Raw genomic sequence first — 19,884 nt, 5'->3', positions numbered from 1 at the left:
GGCTGCGCGCCGACACGACTGCGGGACTGCGGGACTGCGGGGCTCGGGACTGCGAGGCTGCGGGGCTACGCGCTGAACGGCTCGAAGTCCCAGAACGGCAGGGCGCGGGCCCTGGCCGCCGCCGCGCGCGGGTGGCCGGGCCCCAGGGCGCCGGTGAGGGCGCGCAGGGCCTCCTGGTCGAGGGCGTCCGCCGCGTCGGCGCGGCCCGCGTGGCGCAGGGCGGCGGCGTGCGCCAGCCGGCACAGCACGGCCAGCGGGTGGGCGGCGCCGAGGGCCTGTTCGGCGCGGGCGGCCGCGTCCTGGGCGGTCCCGACCGCGGCCGGGTCGCCGGTCTCCCCCTGCGCGACGGCGGCGTTCAGGGCGCAGCCGACCGTCCAGGGGTGCCCGGCGCCGACCGCCCGCGCCATCGCCGCCAGCGCCGCCTCGGCCTGCTCGCACGCCTCCTCCCGCTCCCCCGCCACCCGCAGCACCAGCGCGTGGTTGGCGAGCGCGCCCGCGGTGTAGGCGTGCCCGTCGCCCAACTGCCCCCGGTAGCGGGCCAGTACGGCGGCGGCCAGCTCGTGGGCCCGGTCCAGGTCGCCGTGCTCGCGCTCGTAGCAGGAGTACGACGCGGCCACCCGCAGCGTCAGCGGGTCGGTGTCGCCGAGCACCCGCTCGCACCGGTTCATCAGCCGCCCGAGCGTCGCGCACGCCCTCGGCCCGTCGCCGGCCTGGCCCTGGCACTCCGCGAGGTTGTGCTCGGCCCGCAGCGACTGCGGGTTGTCCGGGCCCAACACCTCCGCGTGCTGGGCGCAGTTGCCCTCCTGGACCCGCAGCGCCTCCTCGAACCGGCCGAGCAGGCGCAGGTCGTGGGCGTAGGAGTCCTCCGACGACAGGGCGCGGGAGTGGCGGGCGCCCAGCCGGGCCCGCTGCGCGTCCAGGGTCCGCGCGTCCAGGGCCAGCGCGTCGCCGTAGCGGCCGAGCAGGCGGAAGGTGACGGCGGTGTTGTTCTGTGCGGTCAACTCCCCCGCCTCGTCGCCGATCCGGGCGTAGCCGGTGCGCACCAGCTCGGCGAAGTCCAGCGCCTCGCGGTACTGCCCGAGGTGGCGCAGGTCGGCGGCGAGGCTGCCGGCCGCGCGCAGCACCAGCAGGTCGGCGCCGCCGCGGTCGGCCCGCAGCCGTTCGTAGGCGTCCCGGTCCAGGGCCTCGCTCTCGGTGTACTCGCCCAGCGCGCGCAGCAGGTTGGCGCGGTTGTGGGCGAGGTCCCACAGCCGGGCGTCGCCGGGGTCGAGCAGTTGCGGCCAGTGCTCGTTGGCGCGGCTGGCGATACGCAGGCCGGCGCCGTACTCGCCGGACAGGAACAGGTAGCGCAGGCAGCGGATCACGGTGGTCTGGACGGCCGGATCGGCGGACTCCAGGGCGCCGGACGCCGCCAGGTGCGGCACGATCTCGGCGTAACGCAGCCACCGGGCGGGCTCGTTGGGGCGGCCGGGGTCGGCGGCGACCAACAGTTTGCGGACCACCCGGGAGTACAGGTTCTGCTCCTCCTGGGGCATGTCGGCCCGTACCGCCTGGTAGACCAGCCGGTGCATCTGGATGACCTCGGCGGCGCCAGCCGACTCCTCGTTGTCGGTCTCGGGCGGGACGGAGTGGATCACCGACCACTGGGCGAGCTTGCTGACCGCCGAGTTCCACAGCTGCGGGTCGTCCATCAGCCCGGCGATGTGTTCGGGCACGTCGCGGATCGGCAGGTCGCGCAGCAGCCGGACCGGGACCGGCCCCGGCGCGAAGAACACGCACAGCCGCAGCAGGTCAACGGCCTCCGGCGTGTCCTCGCGCAGCCGGTCGAGCACGATCGAGAACGCTCCGAAGTACGTCATCCGGAAGTCCGCGGAGATCTTCAGGCCCGACTCCACGTCCGCGCCGCGGCGCAGCATCCCGATGTACTCGTCGACCGGCATGTTCGAGTCGTCGAGGGCGCCCGCACTCTGGTCCAGCGCCAGCGCCAGGTCGCCCAGCGCGTCCGCGAGTTTGTCCGCGTCGGCGACGTCCAGCCGGGGCGCGCGGCGGCGCACGAACGCCACCGACTCGTCCCGGTCGTACACCGGCACCTCGATCAGCGCGCTGTTGTACTCGCCCCACTCCCGGTTCTGCGAGGTGATCAGCACATGCCCCGGCCCCGTCGGCACCAGGTCGTGGACCTCCTCGGGCTGGTCGGCGCCGTCCAGCACCACCAGCCAGCGGAAGTACGGGTCCCCCCGGCGCAGCGCGTCCCGCACCGCGCGCAGCCGCTCGCCGTACTCCCGCCCGGTGACCAGGCCGAGGACGGGGGCCAGGCCGGCCAACTGCTCGCGCAGGCTGCCGCGTTCACTGGCCCGCACCCACCACACCACGTCGTACTCGCCGGCGAAGCGGTGGACGTACTCGGTGGCGACGTGGGTCTTGCCGACGCCGGACAGGCCGATGAGCGCGCTGACCGCCGCGCCCGGCGGGGCCTCGGTGAGCCGGCGGTGGAGCAGGGCGAGCACGTCCTCGCGGCCGGTGAAGCGGGAGTTGCGGCGCGGCACCCCGCCCCAGACCGCGGGCGGCCGCAGCGGGAAGCGCGGGGCGCCCCAGCCGCCCGAGCCGCCGAGGGTGTCGTCGGGCGACGTGCGCCGCGACGGGACGCCCAGCCGGGCCAGCACCCGCCGCTCCGCCTCGACCTCGTCCATGTCCCGCAGGTCCACGACCCCCAACAGGTCTGCTGCCGAGGGCAGTTCCGCGGCGGTGACGCGGACCGCGGCGAAGCGGTCGCTGTGGTCCGGCACCACCGCGCGCAGCGCCGAGTTCCACTCGTCCGGGTCCCGCGGGCCCAGCCGGAAGTACCACTCGCTGAACACCACCAGCACCCGGCCCCCGGACAGCAGCAGGTCGCGCAGCCCCTGCTCGACGGCGGCACCGGCGGCGCCGGCGGCGACGTCCCAGCGCTGCATCGACACCTGGACGTCCTGGCGTTCGAGGCGGTGGGCGATCCACACCGCCCAGGGCCGGTCGGTGCCGGCGTAGCTGATGGTGACGCGCGTGTGCGGGGCGTCGTCGGGGGCGGGAGCGGGCTCGGGGCCGGTGTCCGGCTCGGGTTCGGCGTCCGGTGCGGGGTCGGGTGCCGGCTCGGGCGCCGGCTCGGGCGCGGCGACCACCGGCGGCGGGGTCAGCCCCCCGTACGGCCCTTCGCCGTAAGCCCCTTCGCCGTAGCCGCCCGCGGCCTCGCCCTCGCCCTCGCCCGCCGCCACCCGCAGCGGGACGCCCTCGGTCGCGCCGTCCGCCGGTCCCGTGCCCGCCGCCACCACCTCGACCGGCAGCCCGGCCGTACGCACCGGCACCCCGTGGGCGTTGAAGACCGACAGCCGCAGCAGCGCGGGGCCCGGCTCGGCGCCCGCGGTGACCACGAACCGCGCCGGGCCGTAGGTGCCGCCGAAGCGGTGCAGCACCACGGACGGGTGTCCCAGCGCCTCGCAGACCAGGTGCGGGCTGCCGTCCAGGGCGATCCCGAAGGCGAACTCCTCCTGCTCGTACGGCCATGCGTCGGGATCGCAGGTGCTGCGCAGGTCGACGGTGACGAGGTAGCCGCGGCCCGCCTCCGCGACGCGGGGCCGGCCGACGACGGGTTCGACGCGCAGCCGCGCGCCCTCGCCGCTCACGGTGCCGCCGATCCCGGGCGGCGGGGGGCGAGTTGGAGGGTGGTCTGCGGGTGGCCGTAGTAGACGTACATGAAGTGGTGGAGCAGCGAGAGCACGCGGCGCTGGGCTTCGACGTCCTGGCCGCCGCCGGCTTCCTGGGTGCGCGGGATCTGGCGGGGCAGATCCTTGACCGCGCGGGCCCGGAAGTCGCGGAGCATGTGGGCGAGCGGCTGGTCGGGGGAGCGGCGGGCGTGCTCGACCAGGTGCCCGAGCAGGGCCCGCGCCTCGGTCTCCTCGACCTCGCCGCGGGTGGCGATGCACGCCTTGGCGCCCTTGCGCAGGAAGAGTTCGGAGAAGCCGCGCAACGCGTCCTCACCGCCGCCCCTGTTGTCCACCAGCCGGCCGGAGTGGCAGACGTTGAGGCACACCAGGGTGCCGCCCGTCCCGCTGCCGCCGCGCAGCGCGCTCATCGCCGGCTCGTCCATCTCGTACCAGGTGAGCATGCCCGCCGTCAGGTCGTCGATGCGCTTGCCGTGGGTGCCGTGGCAGCCCATGTAGACCAGGCCGATCCCGGGGTCCGCGCCGGGCGCGGCGGGTGCGTCAGGCGCGGCGGGTGCGTCAGGCGCGCCGCCGGGCCCGGTGGGCGCAGCGCCGCACTCCCCCGCCGCGCCGCCCGTCCGGTCCGGGGTGCCGGGCGCGGCCGACGGCCCGTTCCCGCGGCGGCGTTCGTCGAGGCAGTCGAGGAACCCGTCGACGTCGGTGTGCGGTTCGTGCTCGAAGGGCGAGAAGGCACCGATGTCCTGGCGCATCCGCTCGTCGAAGTAGCCGACCACCCGTCCCGAGCAGTGCGCGGGTTCGTCGAGCAGCGGGCGCTGGAGTTCCCTGATGGTGGTCCAGCGCGCGACCGGCACGGCGGCGCCGAGCGGCAGGTCGGGCCCGGTGCCTCCGTCGTCGTTGAGCAGCAGCATCTCCCACGGGATCTCGTACGCGGTGTCGTCCCAGATCACCAGGTGCAACGCGGTGCCGTGCCGGTCCCGTTGCTCGTTGAGCCAGCCGACCAGCGGGCGCTGCCGGTGCGACCAGTGGCGCACCGCGCGGTAGAACTGGCTGGGTACGGCGCCGCCCGCGCGCACCCGGTCCAGGTTGATGTTCGTGGGCGGCAGTTGGGGCGCGCGCGAGAGGTACGGCCGGGTGGGCGGGCCGCCGCAGGCGCCGGTGAGCAGGTAGGCGGGCTCGTCGTCGCCGGATCGCACCCGCTGCACGCGGAGTTGGGCCAGCCCGTCCGGCAGCCGTTCGGTGGGGTCGGCGGCGACGCTGCCGAGCACGTCGGGCGCGCCGTCGGGCACGGCGGCCTCCGGTGCCCGCGCCGGGCGGGGCGCGGGCAGCCGTTCCGGCCGGGGGCTGCGCGGCCCGCTGCCCGGGCCCACCGCGCGGCCTCCGGTGAGCCATTCGGCGGCCCGCCGCATCCGGTCAGAGGGCGGCATCGGCGTCCCCCCGCGTTCCGGGGCCGGCCACCACGCTCCCGCCGAGCGCGTCGGCCAGCTCGAACGGCAGCTCGGCGTACGGCTGCGCGCCGGTGTCCAGCACGACGCAGTGCAGCCGCATCCGCCCCAGCGCGCCCAACTGGCCCGCGGCGGCGAGCGCGTCCTGCACCCCGCGCCGGCCCACCGGCCCGTCGTGCCGGCCGGTGAGGCTGGTGCGCAGCGGTACGTTGCCGCGGCCGTCGCTGGCCACCACCAGCCACGCCTCGGCGAGCGCGGTCGGCTGCTGCTGGAACGCGCGGCGCACCAACTGGGCGGCCAGCAGCAGCCCGTGGGCCAGCGGGGTGGCCCGGCCCGGCGGCCGGTAGAGCGCTTCGGCGAGCCGCGGGTCGAGCACGTTGCGGGCGTGGAAGGCCTGCGCGCGCAGCTCGTCGGCGGCCGACGCGCCGCCGACCTCGACGACGGCGACGGTCGCGCGGGCCGCGTACGCCCACTGCACGTAGGGCGCGAGCGCCTGCGGCCACTCCCACTCGGGCCGGCTGGTGTGGTCCAGCAGCAGCACCAGCATCCGCTCGGGTTCCACGGCGCGGGCGTGGCTGCGCAGGTCGGCGGGGCTGATCACGACGCCGTCGCCGCGGCGGCGGGTGCGGCCGGGCAGCCACTGGTGTTTGGCCGCCTCGATGACGGTGGGCACGAGCGCGAGGTCCCGCAGGTCGGTGGCCCGGCGGATGCCGGTGACCGGTCCGCGGTCGGCCGCCGGGCCCGCGTCGCGGCGCCACGCCGCGCGCAGCGGCGCGAACTCCCGCAGCGGCTCGGCCTCGTCCTCCGGGTAGGGGTCGCCGCCCGGGGGGTCGGGGGCGTGGTCGGCGAGGGGCCCGAGCGGCTCCTCCGGCCCGGGTGCGGGCAGTTCGGCGGTGCGGGTGGCGGTGCCGGGCTCGGAGCCGCGCGCGGGGCGGGCGGGGGCCGCTTCCGCGGGCGGCAGGGGCTCGTCGCGCGGCGGCTCGGCGGGCTCCTCGGGGCTGCCGGGCGCGGGACGATGGGCGCCACCCGGCGCGAGCCCGATCAGGCGGGCCGCCTCGGTGACGTGCTCCGCGGTGGTGGCCGGGGCGGGGGCCTCCCCGAGTACGGCCAGCGCGCGGGCGATCCGGGCCAGCGCGACGGCTCGCCGCTCCCCCGGCGCCAGGTCGGCCGCGCGGGCGAGGGCGCCCTCGTCGAGCGGCGGTCCGCAGGCCCTGCCGTCGGCCGCGGCGCGCGCCGCGAGCCGCACGAGCGCCTGCCGTACGCCGCTGGCCCGCCAGGCGGCCACCGGGTCCGCGGGCAGCCGCAGGTCGGGCACCGCCAGGCGCAGCGGGAAGCGGTCCAACAGGTGCGGGGAGACCCGGCCCGCGTCCTCCGTACGGCAGAACGCGAGCCAGCGGGCCCGCGGCCGCCACACCTCGCTCACCCCGTGCCGTTCGACGGCCGCGACGTCCGCCCCCAGCACCGTGACCGCCGCCCGCAGTCCGGGCAGCGGCAACCGGGCCAGGTCCGACACGACCACGACCCGCGGCGGCGCGGCGGGGTCGGCCTCCACCAGGTCACCGCCGAGCACCTCCAACGTGATCCGGCCGCCCGCCGGCCGCAGCCTCGTACGCGACCACAGGTCGTCCTCCCGCACCCCGGCGCCCAACCGCACCACCGGCCCTCCGGCCGCGGCCGAACCCCGTTGCCCGGGAAGGCCGTTGCGGATGCCGGCCGGCTCCCCTCGCGGGACCGCGTCCATGGCCGTCGACGCGAACACGCCGGCGACCGGAGCCGCCAGCTCGGGCGGGACGTCGAAGAGGAGGACGCCGGTGAGGCGGGGGTCGGCGGCGGCGCAGGCGAGGACGCGCAGGAGGCGGTCGAAGGCAGGCGTGGTGCCCTGCGGCGTGCTGCCGGCGGGCGTGGCGTCAGGGGGCGTGGTGCCGGGCGGCGAGGTGTCGGGCGGGGTCATGCGAGGAGGTCGTCGAGGCGGGCGAGGTCGTCGGGGGTCCAGTCGGCGGAGCCGCCGTGGGTGCTCTCGGGCCGGCGGTGCCGCAGGGCGAGCGGCGCGGTCGCCCGCAGGTCCGCGGCGGTCACCGCGGGGGCACCCTCGGCGGCGGCGTGCGCGCGGGCGGCCTGGAGCATGACCACCTCGCCGCGGTGGCCGACCACCTGGAGCGCGGCGGCGATGTCGGCGCAGCGCCGGACCACGGCGTCGGGCACCTCGACGTCGAAGAGCCGGGCCCGGGCCGCGAGGAGCCGTTCGCGCAGCTCCCGGTCGAGCCGGTGCCCCTCGGCGAGCCAGGCCGAGCCGGGGTCGCCGCTCTCCTCGTCGAACCGCAGCACCGCGCGGAGCATGGCGTGCCGCTGGTCCGCGTCGAGCGGCTGCGCGGTGGCCATCAGGCCGAACCGGTCCAGGAGTTGGGGCCGCAGCCCGCCCTCCTCGGGGTTCATCGTGCCGACCAGCCCGAAGTTGACGCTCATCACCTTGTCGATGCCCTCGCGCTGCACGGACAGCACCCCGGTCGAGGAGACGTCGAGGATGATGTTGACGACGTGGTCGTTGAGCAGGTTGACCTCGTCGATGTAGAGCAGGCCGTCGGCGTGGGCGGCCTCCAGCAGTCCGGGCTGCTCCCTCGTCTCGCCGCGCAGCAGCGCGTTCAGCTCCCAGCCGCCGAGTACGCGGTCGTCGGTCGCGTCGATGGTGAGGGTGACCGGCAGCCGGCCGCGGGCCATGAGCGCGAACGCCCGGACCACGGTGGACTTCGCGGTGCCGGGCTGGCCGGAGATCAGCACCCCGCCGATCGCGTCCGCGATGTAGTTCAGCTCCAGCGCGAGCTTCAACTCGTCCTGGCCGACGACGTAGCTGTACGGCAGGATCGCGATCCCCCGCGGCGGCCCGCCGTCTCCCCCGCGCCCCGGGTCCCCCTGCTCGGGTGCGTCCTGCCCCGCGTCGCTCTGTCCTGCGTCGCTCTGTCCTGCGTCGCCCTGCCCCGCGTCGCTCTGCCCCGCGTCGCCCTGTTCCGCCTCGCCCCGCTCCGTCCCGGCCGTCACGACGCGGTGCCGGACTGCCAGCGGAACGTCACCTGTAACTGGGCCTCCGCCGAACTCTGCACGACGTACGCGCCCAGCGAGGCGTCCAGCTTGATGCCCACCTGCATCTCGACCTCGTCCGGCCGGGTCCCGTCCGGCAGCGCCCGGAAGCGGGTGGCGGCGATCTCCGCGCAGCGGCAGGCGAGCGCGATGCCGTCCTCGTACACGTCGCGGGACAGCTCGGCGACGCGCCGTGCGGGGTTGCCGCGGGTCTCGCCGGAGTACACCCCTTCGGCGGGGCCGACCGGACCCGGCACGGCGGCCGGGCCCGGCTCGACCTGGACGTAGACGGGCGGCGCGCCCGAGGTGGCGGGCGGGCCGCTGACTATGGACATGTTCCTCGTCCCCCATGGCGGTTGTGGCGTGCGCGGGTCACGGCGGGCGTGGCCCGGTCAGGAGCTGAACGGCTCGAAGTCCCAGTACGGACGGCTCCGGGAGCGGGCCGAGATCGTGTGCGGGTGCTGCGGGCCCAGCGTGCGGGAGAGGGCTTCGAGCGCCTCCTCCTCGACCTTGTCGGCCTCCTGGCGCTTGCGCAGGTTGCGCAGGTCGGTGGCGAGCGCGATCCGGCAGGACAGGGTGAGCGGGTGCTCCTTGCCGAGCCCGGCCGCGGCCTTGTCGGCGGTGATCCGGCTCAGCTCCACGGCGCTCTCCGGGTCGCCGCTGAAGTTGCGGGCCGCCGCGACGTTGAGCGCGCAGCCCAGCGACCAGGGGTGGTTCTCCCCGACCACGCGGGTCATCGCGACCAGCGCGTCCTCGACCTCGATCTGGGACTGCTGGCGCTCGCCGGCCGCCCGCAGCAGCAGGCCGTGGTTGGCCAGCACGCCCGCGGAGTACGGGTGGCCCTCGCCGAACTGCTGCCGGTACCGGGCCAGTACGAGCTCGCCCTGCTCGCGGGCCCGGTCCAGGTCGCCGTGCTCGCGCTCGAACGTGGACAAGGTGGCCGCCACCCGCACGGTCAGCGGATCGGTGTCGCCGAGCACCCGGTCGCAGCGCTCCAGCAGCCGGGCCAGCAGGTTCGCGGCGCGCGGCCGGTCACCGCCGCGCTGGTAGCACAGCGCGAGGTTGTGCTCGGCGCGCAGCGTCTGCGGGTTGTCGGCGCCGAGCACCGTGCGGTGGATCTCCGCGTTGCGCTCCTGCACCGACGTGGCCTGCTCGTAGCGGCCGAGCAGCCGCAGGTCGTGGGCGTAGGAGTTCTCCGACGACAGCGTCCAGTTGTGGCGGTCGCGCAGCAGCTCGCGCAGCGCCTCCATCGTCACCTGGTCCAGCCGGAAGGCGTCGGAGTAGCGGCCCAGCAGGCGCAGGGTCAGGCCGATGTTGTTCTGGGCGACGAGGGTGCGGGAGTCCTGCCCGCCGACGAGTTCCTGGTAGCCGTCGCGGACCCGCACCGACAGTGCCAGCGCCTCGTCGTAGCGGCCCAGCGCGCGCAGGTCGGCCGCGAGGCCGCCGCCGGCCCGCAGCGCGAGCAGGTCGCCGTCGCCGCGGTCGCGGCTCAACTGCTCGTAGGCACGGCGGTCGATGGCCTCGGTGGTCTCGTAGTCGCCGGTGGCGCGGATCGCGTTGGCCTGGTGGTGGGCGAGGTCCCACAGCCGGGGGTGGCTGGGTTCGAGCAGCCGGGGCCAGGTCTCGGCGGCGGTCGCGGCGATCCGCTGCGCGGTGCGGTACTCGCCGGACAGGTAGAGGTAGCGCAGGCAGTTCAGCACGGTGAGCTGGATGTCCGGATTGGTGGACTCCAGCGCGTGGGACGCCTCCAGGTGCGGGACGATCTCGGCGTAACGCGGCCACAGCCGGGTGTCGTTGGGGCGGCCGGGGTCCGCGGCGGCGAGCAGCTTGCGGACCACCCGGGAGTACAGGCTCTGCTCCTCCTGGGGCATGTCGGCCCGCACCGCCTGGTAGACCAGCCGGTGCATCTGGATGACCTCGTTGGTGCCGACCGACTCCTCGTTGTCGGTCTCGGGCGGGTCGGACTGGATCACCGACCACTGGGCGAGCTTGCTGACCGCCGAGTTCCACAGCAGCGGGTCGTCCATCAGCCCGGCGAGCTGCTCGGGCACGTCGCGGATCGGCAGGTCGCGCAGCAGCCGGATCGGGATCGGCCCCGGCGCGAAGAACACGCACAGCCGCAGGAAGTCGACGGCTTCGGGCTTGTCCTCGCGCAGCCGGTTGAGGAGTATCGAGAACGCGGTGAAGTACGTCATCTGGAAGTCGGCGGCGACCTTCAGCCCGGACTCCACGTCGGCGCCGTGCCGGAGCATCCCGATGTACTCGTCGACCGGCATGTTCGAGTCGTTGAGGGCGCCCGCGTTCTGGTCCAGCGCCAGCGCCAGGTCGCCCAGCGCGTCGGCGAGTTTGTCCGCGTCGGCGAGGTCGAGCCGGGGAGCGCGGCGGCGTACGAACGCCACCGACTCGTCGCGGTCGTAGACCGGCACCTCGATCAGCGCGCTGTTGTGCTCGCCCCACTCGCGGTTCTGCGAGGTGATCAGCACGTGCCCCGGCCCGGTCGGCACCAGGTCGTGGATCTCCTCGGGCTGGTCGGCGCCGTCCAGCACCACCAGCCAGCGGAAGTACGGGTCCCCCCGGCGCAGCGCGTCCCGCACCGCGCGCAGCCGCTCGCCGTACTCCCGGCCGGTGACCAGGCCGAGGGCCGGGGCGAGGCCGGCGAGCTTCTCGCGCAGGGTGCCGCGCTCGCTGGCCCGCACCCACCACACCACGTCGTACTCGGAGCCGAAGCGGTAGACGTACTCGGTGGCGATGTGGGTCTTGCCGACGCCGGACAGGCCGTGCAGGGTGGCCACGCCCGCGCCGGGCTCGGCGGAGGTGAGTTCCTGGTGCAGCCCGAACAGCAGCGCCTCGCGGCCGGTGAAGCGGGTGTTGCGGCGCGGCACGCCGCCCCAGACCGCGGGCTGCTCCAGCGGGAAGCGGGGGCCGCCCAGGCCGATGAGGGTGTCGCTGGGTGAGGTGCGCGGCGGGGTGATGCCCAGCCGGGTCAGCACCCGGCGTTCGGCCTCGACCGCGCCCAGGCCCCACAGGTCGGCCGCGCTCAGCGCGGCGGCGGCGCTGGGCAGCGCCGCGGCGGTGACGCAGACCGCGGCGAAGCGGTCGCTGTTCTCCGGGACCACCTCGCGCAGCGCCGAGTTCCACTCGTCCGGGTCACGCGGGCCGAGCCGGAAGTACCACTCGCTGAGCACCACCAGCACCCGGCCCTCGGACAGCAGCAGGTCGCGCAGCCCCTGCTCGATGCTGGCCCCCGGAATGACGTCCCAGCGCTGCATCGACACCTGGAGGCCGTGCCGCTCCAGCCGGCTGGCGATCCACGCCGCCCACGCCCGGTTGTACCCCGCGAAGCTGATCGTCACGGGCCCCCGCCCGGCTGCTGATGAAGCGGTGTTCCGCCCTCCGGCCATGCGACCGACTCCCTCGTTGTACGCGCGTAGTCCTCTGACGGTGCGACAGGTGGCTGCGCCAGAAACTACACCGAATGCTCCCCCGTTGACGTGTCGTCATGCCGGTTCGCGCCCGTTCGTGGTCATCTGCGCCCGTCGGCGCCGCCAGATGACCCGGGCCGTCTCGACGTAGGCGGTGGCGCGGGCCAGGTGGCCGTCCGGCGGAGCGTGCTCCTTGAGCCGAGTGTGATGCGCCGCCATCGCGTTGGCCAGAGCCCGGCCCTGCCGGGTGAGCGCCCGCGCGCCGAGGAGCTGCGGCAGCGCGGCGCCGACCTGCTCGCGGCAGCGGCAGTGGTCGGCCCAGGCGGCGTCCCTGCGGGCCGGGTCGATCAGCGCCTTGGCGGCCCGCAGGTGGAAGTCGGCGAGCGCGAGGTGGGCGTACGCGCCCTGGAAGAGCCCGTCGAAGGGCCGCGGGTCGGGCCGCCAGGGCGCGAAGTAGCCGGGAGTGTCGTCCGCGGTGTGCAGCACCGCCAGTTGGGAGACGGCCAGCAGCTTGGCGTGCTGGAGTTCGTGCACCAGCGTCGCGGCCAGCTCCAGGCCGTCGCGCGGGGTGCTGCTGAGCAGCGCCCCGAACGCCTCGCCCCGGGTGGCGCTGCACTGCGCGCCGGGCGCGCCGGCCAGCGGCACGACGCAGTCCAGCAACGCGCCCACCTCGGCCGCCCGGGTGGGGCCGCCCAGCCGCAGCCACGGCCGCGCGTCGCGCCACGCGGTCCGCCACGCGGCGTGCCCGCCGAGGTCGAGCCGGTCGGCGATGTCCAGGCCGTAGGGGTTGGTGCGCCGCTCCTCGTCGCGGTACGGGTCCACGTCGTCGATCAGCACGGCGCGGCCGTCGGGGTGCCGCAGCGCCTGGAGCGGGCGCCAACCGGGGGCGGCGGAGCGCCAGATGCCGTCGGCGCCCAGGCGGACCTCGACGGACCCGGGCAGCGGTCCGGGCGTGTCGAGGTCCTGGCCGGAGGCCCAGGTGGGGCCGTGGCCGTGGCCGGGGTCGGGGTCGGGCGGCAGCGGGACCAGCCAGAGCCGGCGGGGCTCGCCGATGACGCGGATGCGGGGCGCGGGCGTGCCGGGAGCCGGCGAGCCGGCGGCCGGGAGGAGGGCCGGGCGGTGGCCGCCGAGGGTGGGCAGCCGCAGCTCGCCGTCGCGCAGCGGGACGTCGACGGTGAAGCGCAGGCCCGCGCGGGCGGCGGCGGCCACCGCGAGCCCGGCCAGGTGCGGCAGTTCCTCGACGGCGCGGTGCGCCTGCCCGGGCCGGGTCAACGCGCGTAGGCACCGCTCGGCCCAGGCTCCGGTGTGCGGATACTGCACGACCTGGCGGGTCGCGGCGCTGTCCGCGCGGTCGGCGGCCTCCAGCAGCCGCCAGTCGCGCAGCACGCGGTCGGCGGTGCCGGCCGGCAGGACGCCGGCGGGCGCGTCCATCACCGCCTCCAGCAGGGCGCGCAGGGTCAGCAACCGGCGTGCGTGCTGGTGCGAGACGAGCAGGGCCAGCAGCTGCGGGGTGCTGCCGGTGCTGCCGAGTACGGGCAGCATCTCGTCGGGTAGTGCGCTGTCGGCGGGGGCGGGTGCGGGGGTGGTGGTGCCGGGCGGGTTCACCGGATGGTCTCCCGGGTCGTGGGGCGGCCGAATCCGGTGTCGGCCGCCTGGGCGAGTCGGTGGGCGGTGTGGCGGACGAGCCGGGCCAGGTCGGCGCAGTACACCGACGGGTTGCCGAAGCCGGCGCCGGCCCGGTAGCGGTGGGCGTAGTGTCCGCCGCCGCAGACCGTGACCAGGGCGCAGGCCCGGCAAGTGGCGCCGAGGGCGGCGAGGCCGGCCTGGCGGGCGGCGACACCGGGGTGGGCGAGGGCGTCGTCGAAGCTGTTGCGGAAGACGTCGAGACCGGTGGCGGCGGCGCCCTCGTAGGCGGACTTGAGCGAGTCGACCTGCTCGATGGCGCCGTCGGTCTCCACCACGACCGCCGTGAACGGCTGGAGGCCGAGCCGCTCGATCGCCGCGGGCACGCCCAGCAGCAGCGCGACGCACTCCTCGAACAGCCGTATCCGGGTGCGGCGTTCGGGCGCGTCCCACCACCGGTCGAAGACGGTGGTCAGCCAACGGCCGTACGGTGCCGGGTCGTCGGCCGGTGCGGGCAGGCCGGGCGGCGGGCTGGTCCAGTTGCCGTGCGGCAGCAGCAGGTCGATCGCGGGCGGGTCGAAGGCCAGCAGCGAGTCGTAGACCTCGACCGGGTCGTGCCGCAGGTCGACCACGCACAGCACCCCGCCGTACGCCTCGGGCGCGTGGGCGGCGAGCAGCCGCAGGCCCGCGGCGGCGGCCGGCCAGGAGGGGCGGCCGGCGTGGTCCACGCGCTCGCGGTTGTGGCCGGGCAGGCCGCCGTCGAGGCTGACGCCGATCCGCAGTCCGGCGTCGGCGAGGGTACGGACGCGGTCGCGGGTGAGCAGGGTCGCGTTGGTCTGCACGCTGCCGTGCACCGCGCAGCCGGGCGGGAGCGCGGCGCGGATCACGTCGAGGTCGGCGGCGAGGCGTCCGGCCCCGGCGAGCAGCGGTTCGCCGCCGTGGAAGACCACGGAGACGTCGGTGAGGCGGTGCGCGGCGGCGTGTTCGGCGATCCGGGTGGCGGTGCGCGCGGTCACCTCGTCCGCGGGGACCCGGGGGCGGTCGCGCCAGGTGTGGTCGGGGCCCGCGTACAGGTAGCAGTAGGTGCAGGCGAGGTTGCACCGGCTGTGCGTCTTGAGGATGAACTGCCGGATCGGCGACGGCGGTTCGGGAGCGGGTCCGGATACGGTCGCGGGCTCCGCCACGGATACGGGTGCGGGTGCGGGGTCCGGCGCGGGTGCCGGTGCCGGCGCGGTCATGGGCCCGGGCGCGGCTCCGGGCGCGGCTCCGGGCGCGGCTCCTGGCGCGGTTCCTGGTCGACCCGGGGCGGGGGCGGCGCCGACCGGGCCGGACCGCCGGGGTGCCCCGGCAGTGTGCCGCACGTCATCACCTCCCCCGGGCGTGGGCCACCGAGGGACTTCCCACCGGCCCTCGCGGTTGTTCCCGCCGATCGCCGGGCAGCAAACACCCGGACGGGTAATTGGCCGTATCCCTTCCGGGGCGCGTCCAAAAGCAGGCCGGCGCGCGGAGGCGCTCACGGGGTGTCGTTGTCGAACCCCCACAGCGCCTCACTGCCCGGCGCGGCCACCCGCTCCCGCAAATCGCTGACCAGCGCGGACAGTACCGGGTGCCGTACCGTGCGCAGCGACTCCAGGTCCATGCCGAGCAGGTCGATTCCGGCCTCGCGAAGCGCCGGGTCGCTGTACGCCTCCGCGCCGCCGTAGGGTCGTTCCTCCATCGCGCGCCTCCCAAGCCGTCCGGTCGTCCCGCTGTCCCCCGGTCCCCCGCTGTACCGCTGGTACTGCTGGTACCGCTGCTCCCGCTCGTGCCGCTGTTCCCGCGCCTTTCCGTCCCCACCGCCCGTCACGTCCATGGTGCCCCTCCGGGCGCACGCTGTCGCCACCGTTACCGCGCCCACCGGCCCATCACCTTACGGAACAGGGTGGTTGCGCGGGCGCCGCCGGATCGCGCGCCGCTCATGCGGCGCCCACGCGGCGGTCACGCGGCGGTCAACTGGTCAGCGCGTCAAGGCGCGCGCCGGTGTCCCGGCCCTCCTCGCCTCCGTCGTCGGGCAGTTGGCGCCACTGGCGCAGGGCCGCGCGGTAGGCGTCCACGGCGGCGCGGGGCCGGCGGGCGGTCTCGTAGGCGTCGCCGCGCCAGTGGTGCGCCCTGGCCGCCAGCCGCACCATCGGCTCGGGCTCGGCGGAGGAGCGGGCGGCGTCCGAGGCCGCGGCGGCGGCCTTCCGGTACGCCTCGGCGGCCTGGTCGAGGCGCTCCGGCCGGCGCGAGTGCTGGGGCACCAGCCGGTGCGACTCGCCCAGCTCGAACCATATCCGCGCGGCCAGATCCGCCCCGTCGGCGCCCTGCGCGGCCAGTCCGAGCACCTGCTCGGCCTCGCGCAGGTCCACCAGTTCCTGCTCGGCCCGGTAGCGCAGTATCAACGCGCGCCCCAGCATCAGCAGCCGCTCCGGCTGCTGCGGGTCGGACTCGGGTGTCTCCATCCGGCAGTCCCGCAGCACCAGCACCGCCCGGTTGACGAACGTCCAGCCGCCGGGCAGCTCCGACCGGGCCAGCAGCGCCGCGCCCCACTCGGCCACCAGGTCGCGGTACTCGGTCCGGTCGCGCGGGGTGAGCCGGCACGCCTCCTCGAACCGGCCCGCCGCGGCCTCCAGTTCGCCGGGCGGGCCGCCCTCCGCGTGCCGGGCCACCCTGATCCGGCCGGCCCGGGCCAGGATCGCGGCCCGCTGCAACCGGTCGCGGGTCTCGCCGAGGGCGCGGTCCACCAGCCGCTGCGCCTCCACCAGCCTTCCGCCGGACAGGAGTTCGGCGTCCACCAGGCTGAGCGTCGCGGCGGTGACGGCCTCCGGCGCGGCCTGCTCGCGGCGCAGCGCGATCAGCGCGCCGGCGTAACTGCGGCCCGCCTGCTGCGCGTAGGTCTGCTTGCGCTCCCGGCTGCCCGCGGCGTCGGCCAGCCGCAGCAGCGCGCGCCCGAGGGCGAGGGAGAGTTCGCTGGGACGGGGGCGCTGCGGCGACCAGGAGTCGGCGACCGCCTCCAGCGTTCCGACCGTCTCCTGGAGCAGCGCCGTGTCACCGCTGATCGCCCACTGCTCCTCCAGGACCGCGACCCGCTCCAGCGTGGCGTCGAGCTGCTTCGCGGAGTCCAGGCCGGGCGCGGCGCACACGGCGGTGAACTCCCGGTCGGCGCGCTGGAGCAGTTCGAGCGCGCCGCGGTTGTCGCCGATGGCGGCGAGTTCCTGGGCGGTGGCCTGGAGCACCCGGGCGCGCACCGCGCGGGCCGGCAGCGAGGAGTGGTGGGCGGCGGCGGTCTCGGCCGCCTCGCGGGCCTCACCGAGCAGGTCGGTGCCGCCGCGCAGCCGCCACAACCGCAGGAGTTGCTGGGCCAGTTCGGTCCACAGCTCCGGGTCGAGGCCGCGCACCCGCTCCTCCGCGGCGGCCCGGCGCAGCATCGCCACCGCGTCCAGCAGGTTCTGCACCATGCCCTCGGCGGTGAACCGGTCCGCGAGGTCCCGGGCGCGCTGCACCACCGTCGAGGACTGCACCGCCTCGTACGGGTCGGAGTACGGGCTGGGCGCGGTGCCGTCGTCGGGCAGCGGCATGAAGCGCTCCAGCACCCGCGCGGCGACCTCCGCGAACGGCTGCCGCGACTCCGTGATGGTGCCGTCCTCGCCGCCCCGGCCGGCCCCCGACCCGGACCCGGACCCGTCGGGCCCGAAGCCGCGGGCGGCGTGCTGGACGGCGGAGCGCACCGCGGCGTCCGCGGTCGGGTCGCCGGGGCCCTCGGCGAGCTGGGTGATGGCCAGGGCGGGGAAGTTGGGGCCGGACTTGCCGAACCGCTGCTCGACGTACTCCGAGCAGTGCTTGAGCACCAGGCGCGCCTCGTCCACGCCGAGCGGGCCGAGCAGCGCGTCCCGTACGCCGGGCGCGAAGTGGTACCACCGCTGGTCGTCGCCGCTCTTGCGCACCACGAGGCCGCTGAGCAGCACCTCGGCCAGCTCCGCGGGGCCGGAGTCGGGCAGCATGGTGCGCTGCACGAGCTGTATCACCGGCAGGAACAGCGGGGCCGCGGCGAGGTAGACCGCGAGTTGGGCGGCGGCGGGCGACGCGGCGGCGCGGAACCGGCGGACCAGCGCGGGCACCGGCACCGTCGCCCGGCGCGGCCGTACCCGTACCGCGGGCTGGTCGGCGCGCACCCAGCCGACGGCCGCGGGCACCTCGCCGGCGCCCATCCCGGCCAGCAGCCGGGCCCACGCGCCCAACGCCGCGGCGGTGGGCGGCAGTACGGGCACCGGCAGCGCGTCGGGCGCGGCGGGCACCCCGGTCGCGCCGGGCGAGAACCGCAGCGGCGAGGCGAGCAGCATCCCCTCGGCGCGGTGCAGCACCCCGTAGGAGACGGGCAGCAGGGTGCGGCTCCACAGCCGGGCGGGCAGCGGCTGGAGCACGCCGACCGGGCCGTGCCGGCTCAGCCGGTGCAGCAGCCGGTGGGCCTGACCGGAGCGCCACAGCGGGCCGGCGCAGTCGCTGACCATGAGGGTGATCCGGCGGCCGGTGGGGTCGCTGAGCTGCTCGGCGGAGCGCAGGCTCGCCGGTTCGGGGTCGAAGCGGCCGCTGACGCCGAGCGTGCCGTCGGGGGTGGCGTGCAGGTAGCGGACGTGCACCTCGTGGAAGGCGCCGAGGCGTTCGAAGACGCTGCTCAGCTCGCGCAGCATCCGCTCCCACACGAACATCGAGGAGGAGGTGTCCATGAGCAGTTGCATCGCGGCGTCGCCGTGCGAGGCCGGGCGGAAGACCGGCAGCAGCAACCCGCCCGCGCGGGCGGCGCGTTCGGCGGTGGCGGACTCGTCCAGCTCCACCCGCAGCGGGCGGGCCGGGCTGCGGTAGCGCTGCAACGGGCGCAGGGCCGACTGGAGTTCGAGCAGCTGGGGCAGGGTGCCCGCCTCCGGGACGGCCACTCCGAGCGCGGCTCCGGCCGGGGTGGACCCGACCTGGCCGGGGTAGCCCTCGCCGGGGTAGAGGCTGATCACGCGGTCTTCCGGGGGGACGTGGACCGGTGGGGGCTGGGCCGGGGGGACCAGGCGGGTGCCGGCGCCGTCGGTGCCGTCGGGGCGGTGCGCGCGCGGGTACTCCACGCCGGCGCCGGGGCTGCCGCTGTGCGGGCCGACCAGGGTCTCGGGGTCGGGCCGCGCGGTCGGGCGCGACCAGCGGGCCAGCCACAGGGCGTCGGCGATCTCGGCGGGGTCGGGGTCGAGTCCGGCCCGGCTGATCGCGCTGACCACCCGGGTCAGCGGGTCCGTGGCGCGCGCGGCGGCGCGGTCATCGGGGTCGGTGCCGCAGCCCGTGGCCGCGCCCGTGTCCTCGCCCGTGTCCTCGCCCGGGCCGGCGCCCGAACCGCTCTCCGAAATGCTCTCCGAGCTGGTCTCCTGGCTGGTCTCCTGGCTGCTTTCCTGGCCGTCGGCCGGGCCGCTCTCCGGGCCACCGTGCGTGCCGCCGTTCGGCGCGGTGCGCGCCGTCAGGTCGTCGTCGGCACGGTCGTCGTCGGGCTGCCGTCCGGGGCCCCTCTCGGCCATGATCGCCTCACCTGGGCCTGTCGAGCCGCTGGATGAGCATGTCCGCGAGCCGGGCGCGGGACGGCGGCGCCGCGTGGTGGGTGAGGTATATCGCGTTCAACAGCTGATCGGTGGCGAGCAGTTCGCTGCGCGAGCGCTCCAGGAAGCGCTGCACCAGGTCGTCGCCGACGGTCGCGGCCTCGTCGCCGAGGTGGGCGCGCACCACGGTCGAGAGCCGTTCGTGGTCGGGCCGGCCCAGCTCCAGGTGGATACAACGGCGCAGCAGCGGCGGCGGGAAGTCCCGCTCCCCGTTGCTGGTCAGGATCACGAACGGGAAGGCCCGGCAGCGCACCCGTCCCTCACGCAGCGTGACGCGGCTGCCGTCGTCGGTCAACACGTCGACCTGTGGCTCGCGTTCGGCCAGCCGCTCCAGCTCCGGGATGCCGAACTCGCCTTCCTCCATCACGTTCAGCAGGTCGTTGGGCAGGTCGATGTCGCTCTTGTCGAGCTCGTCGACGAGCAGCACCCGGGGCTGCGCGGTGGGCAGCAGCGCGGTGCCCAGCGGGCCGAGCCGGATGTAGCTGCCGATGCCGCCGGGCGGCACGGTGCCGGAGTTCGCGGCGATCTGGGTGTCCTGGAGCCGGGCGATCGCGTCGTACCGGTACAGGCCGTCCTGCAAGGTGCTGCGGCTGACGATCGGCCAGTGCAGCACCCGCCCCAGGCCCAGTTCGTACGCGACCGCGTGCGCGAGGGTGCTCTTGCCGGCCCCGGGGCTGCCGGTGACCAGCAGCGGGCGGCGCAGGTAGAGCGCCGCGTTGACCATCTCCAGCTCCTCCGGGCTGGGCCGGTGCATCTCGGCCATGTGCCGGTACGCGCCCAGCCGCCGGGCCGAGGAGCTGTCCGGGCCCGGGCCGCTGCCGACCAGCGGGCCGCCGTCGAAGTCCCGCCACGGCGGCGGCTCCGGCAGGCCGTCCATGCCGGTGTGGGGTTCGCCGGTGCCGCGGTAGATGAGCCATTCGCCGGCCGCGCCGGACTCGGTCCCGTCACTCATCGCGATACCCCCGTCGATCCCGGGCGTCGGTGTTCG

The 19,884-nt window shown here is 76.2% G+C and carries 11 protein-coding genes; all 11 read right to left on the bottom strand.

What is annotated here, in order from left to right:
- Positions 1-65 precede the first annotated feature (65 nt).
- The 11 genes from fxsT (AB0399_RS10670) to AB0399_RS10620 all read right to left on the bottom strand — a co-directional run bounded on the left by fxsT (AB0399_RS10670) (position 66) and on the right by AB0399_RS10620 (position 19,848).
- The gene (gene fxsT, locus AB0399_RS10670; RefSeq protein WP_366410993.1) at positions 66-3,656 is read right to left on the bottom strand and encodes an FxSxx-COOH system tetratricopeptide repeat protein; all 3,591 of its coding nucleotides are present in this window, start codon (positions 3,654-3,656) and stop codon (positions 66-68) included.
- Positions 3,653-5,119 carry a CHAT domain-containing protein gene (locus AB0399_RS10665; RefSeq protein WP_366410992.1) on the bottom strand — a complete coding sequence of 489 codons (1,467 nt, stop codon included), beginning with the start codon at positions 5,117-5,119 and terminating at the stop codon, positions 3,653-3,655. The genes fxsT (AB0399_RS10670) and AB0399_RS10665 overlap by 4 nt, the downstream gene beginning before the upstream one ends.
- Entirely contained in the window at positions 5,106-7,088 is a 1,983-nt protein-coding gene (locus AB0399_RS10660) for a magnesium chelatase (RefSeq protein WP_366410991.1), read from the bottom strand. The genes AB0399_RS10665 and AB0399_RS10660 overlap by 14 nt, the downstream gene beginning before the upstream one ends.
- A complete protein-coding gene (locus AB0399_RS10655) occupies positions 7,085-8,170 on the bottom strand; it encodes an AAA family ATPase (protein ID WP_366410990.1) in 1,086 nt (361 codons plus the stop codon). The genes AB0399_RS10660 and AB0399_RS10655 overlap by 4 nt, the downstream gene beginning before the upstream one ends.
- On the bottom strand, positions 8,167-8,544 hold the full coding sequence (locus AB0399_RS10650; RefSeq protein ID WP_328469166.1) for a CU044_2847 family protein: 378 nt from the start codon (positions 8,542-8,544) through the stop codon (positions 8,167-8,169). Before AB0399_RS10650 ends, AB0399_RS10655 begins: the two co-directional genes overlap by 4 nt.
- 57 nt (positions 8,545-8,601) lie before the next feature.
- Positions 8,602-11,610 (bottom strand): FxSxx-COOH system tetratricopeptide repeat protein, encoded by a 3,009-nt coding sequence (gene fxsT / locus AB0399_RS10645; RefSeq protein ID WP_366410989.1) that lies wholly within the window; start codon positions 11,608-11,610, stop codon positions 8,602-8,604.
- Positions 11,611-11,706: 96 nt separating this feature from the next.
- Positions 11,707-13,236 (bottom strand): HEXXH motif-containing putative peptide modification protein, encoded by a 1,530-nt coding sequence (locus tag AB0399_RS10640; RefSeq protein ID WP_366410988.1) that lies wholly within the window; start codon positions 13,234-13,236, stop codon positions 11,707-11,709.
- Complete coding sequence (locus tag AB0399_RS10635; RefSeq protein WP_366410987.1) at positions 13,233-14,492, bottom strand: FxsB family cyclophane-forming radical SAM/SPASM peptide maturase; 1,260 nt, start codon at positions 14,490-14,492, stop codon at positions 13,233-13,235. The genes AB0399_RS10640 and AB0399_RS10635 overlap by 4 nt, the downstream gene beginning before the upstream one ends.
- 275 nt (positions 14,493-14,767) lie before the next feature.
- A complete protein-coding gene (gene fxsA, locus AB0399_RS10630) occupies positions 14,768-14,971 on the bottom strand; it encodes an FxSxx-COOH cyclophane-containing RiPP peptide (protein ID WP_328469158.1) in 204 nt (67 codons plus the stop codon).
- Between the two features lie 271 nt (positions 14,972-15,242).
- On the bottom strand, positions 15,243-18,818 hold the full coding sequence (locus AB0399_RS10625; protein ID WP_366410986.1) for an SAV_2336 N-terminal domain-related protein: 3,576 nt from the start codon (positions 18,816-18,818) through the stop codon (positions 15,243-15,245).
- 7 nt (positions 18,819-18,825) lie between these two features.
- Positions 18,826-19,848, bottom strand: a complete 1,023-nt coding sequence (locus AB0399_RS10620; protein WP_328469154.1) for a MoxR family ATPase — start codon at positions 19,846-19,848, stop codon at positions 18,826-18,828.
- Between the last annotated feature and the right edge of the window lie 36 nt (positions 19,849-19,884).

It is taken from the genome of Streptomyces sp. NPDC088194, assembly GCF_040702025.1.
Taxonomy (GTDB): Bacteria; Actinomycetota; Actinomycetes; order Streptomycetales; family Streptomycetaceae; genus Actinacidiphila.
Note: the sequence above shows the minus strand (reverse complement) of the source record. Positions and strands in the feature narration are given on the sequence as shown.

Coding starts and splice junctions, on each gene's coding strand:
- fxsA (WP_328469158.1), bottom strand. CDS start 14,971: ATGGAGGAACGACCCTACGGCGGCGCGGAGGCGTACAGCGACCCGGCG.
- AB0399_RS10665 (WP_366410992.1), bottom strand. CDS start 5,119: ATGCCGCCCTCTGACCGGATGCGGCGGGCCGCCGAATGGCTCACCGGA.
- fxsT (WP_366410989.1), bottom strand. CDS start 11,610: ATGGCCGGAGGGCGGAACACCGCTTCATCAGCAGCCGGGCGGGGGCCC.
- AB0399_RS10660 (WP_366410991.1), bottom strand. CDS start 7,088: ATGACCCCGCCCGACACCTCGCCGCCCGGCACCACGCCCCCTGACGCC.
- AB0399_RS10635 (WP_366410987.1), bottom strand. CDS start 14,492: ATGACCGCGCCGGCACCGGCACCCGCGCCGGACCCCGCACCCGCACCC.
- AB0399_RS10620 (WP_328469154.1), bottom strand. CDS start 19,848: ATGAGTGACGGGACCGAGTCCGGCGCGGCCGGCGAATGGCTCATCTAC.
- AB0399_RS10650 (WP_328469166.1), bottom strand. CDS start 8,544: ATGTCCATAGTCAGCGGCCCGCCCGCCACCTCGGGCGCGCCGCCCGTC.
- AB0399_RS10625 (WP_366410986.1), bottom strand. CDS start 18,818: ATGGCCGAGAGGGGCCCCGGACGGCAGCCCGACGACGACCGTGCCGAC.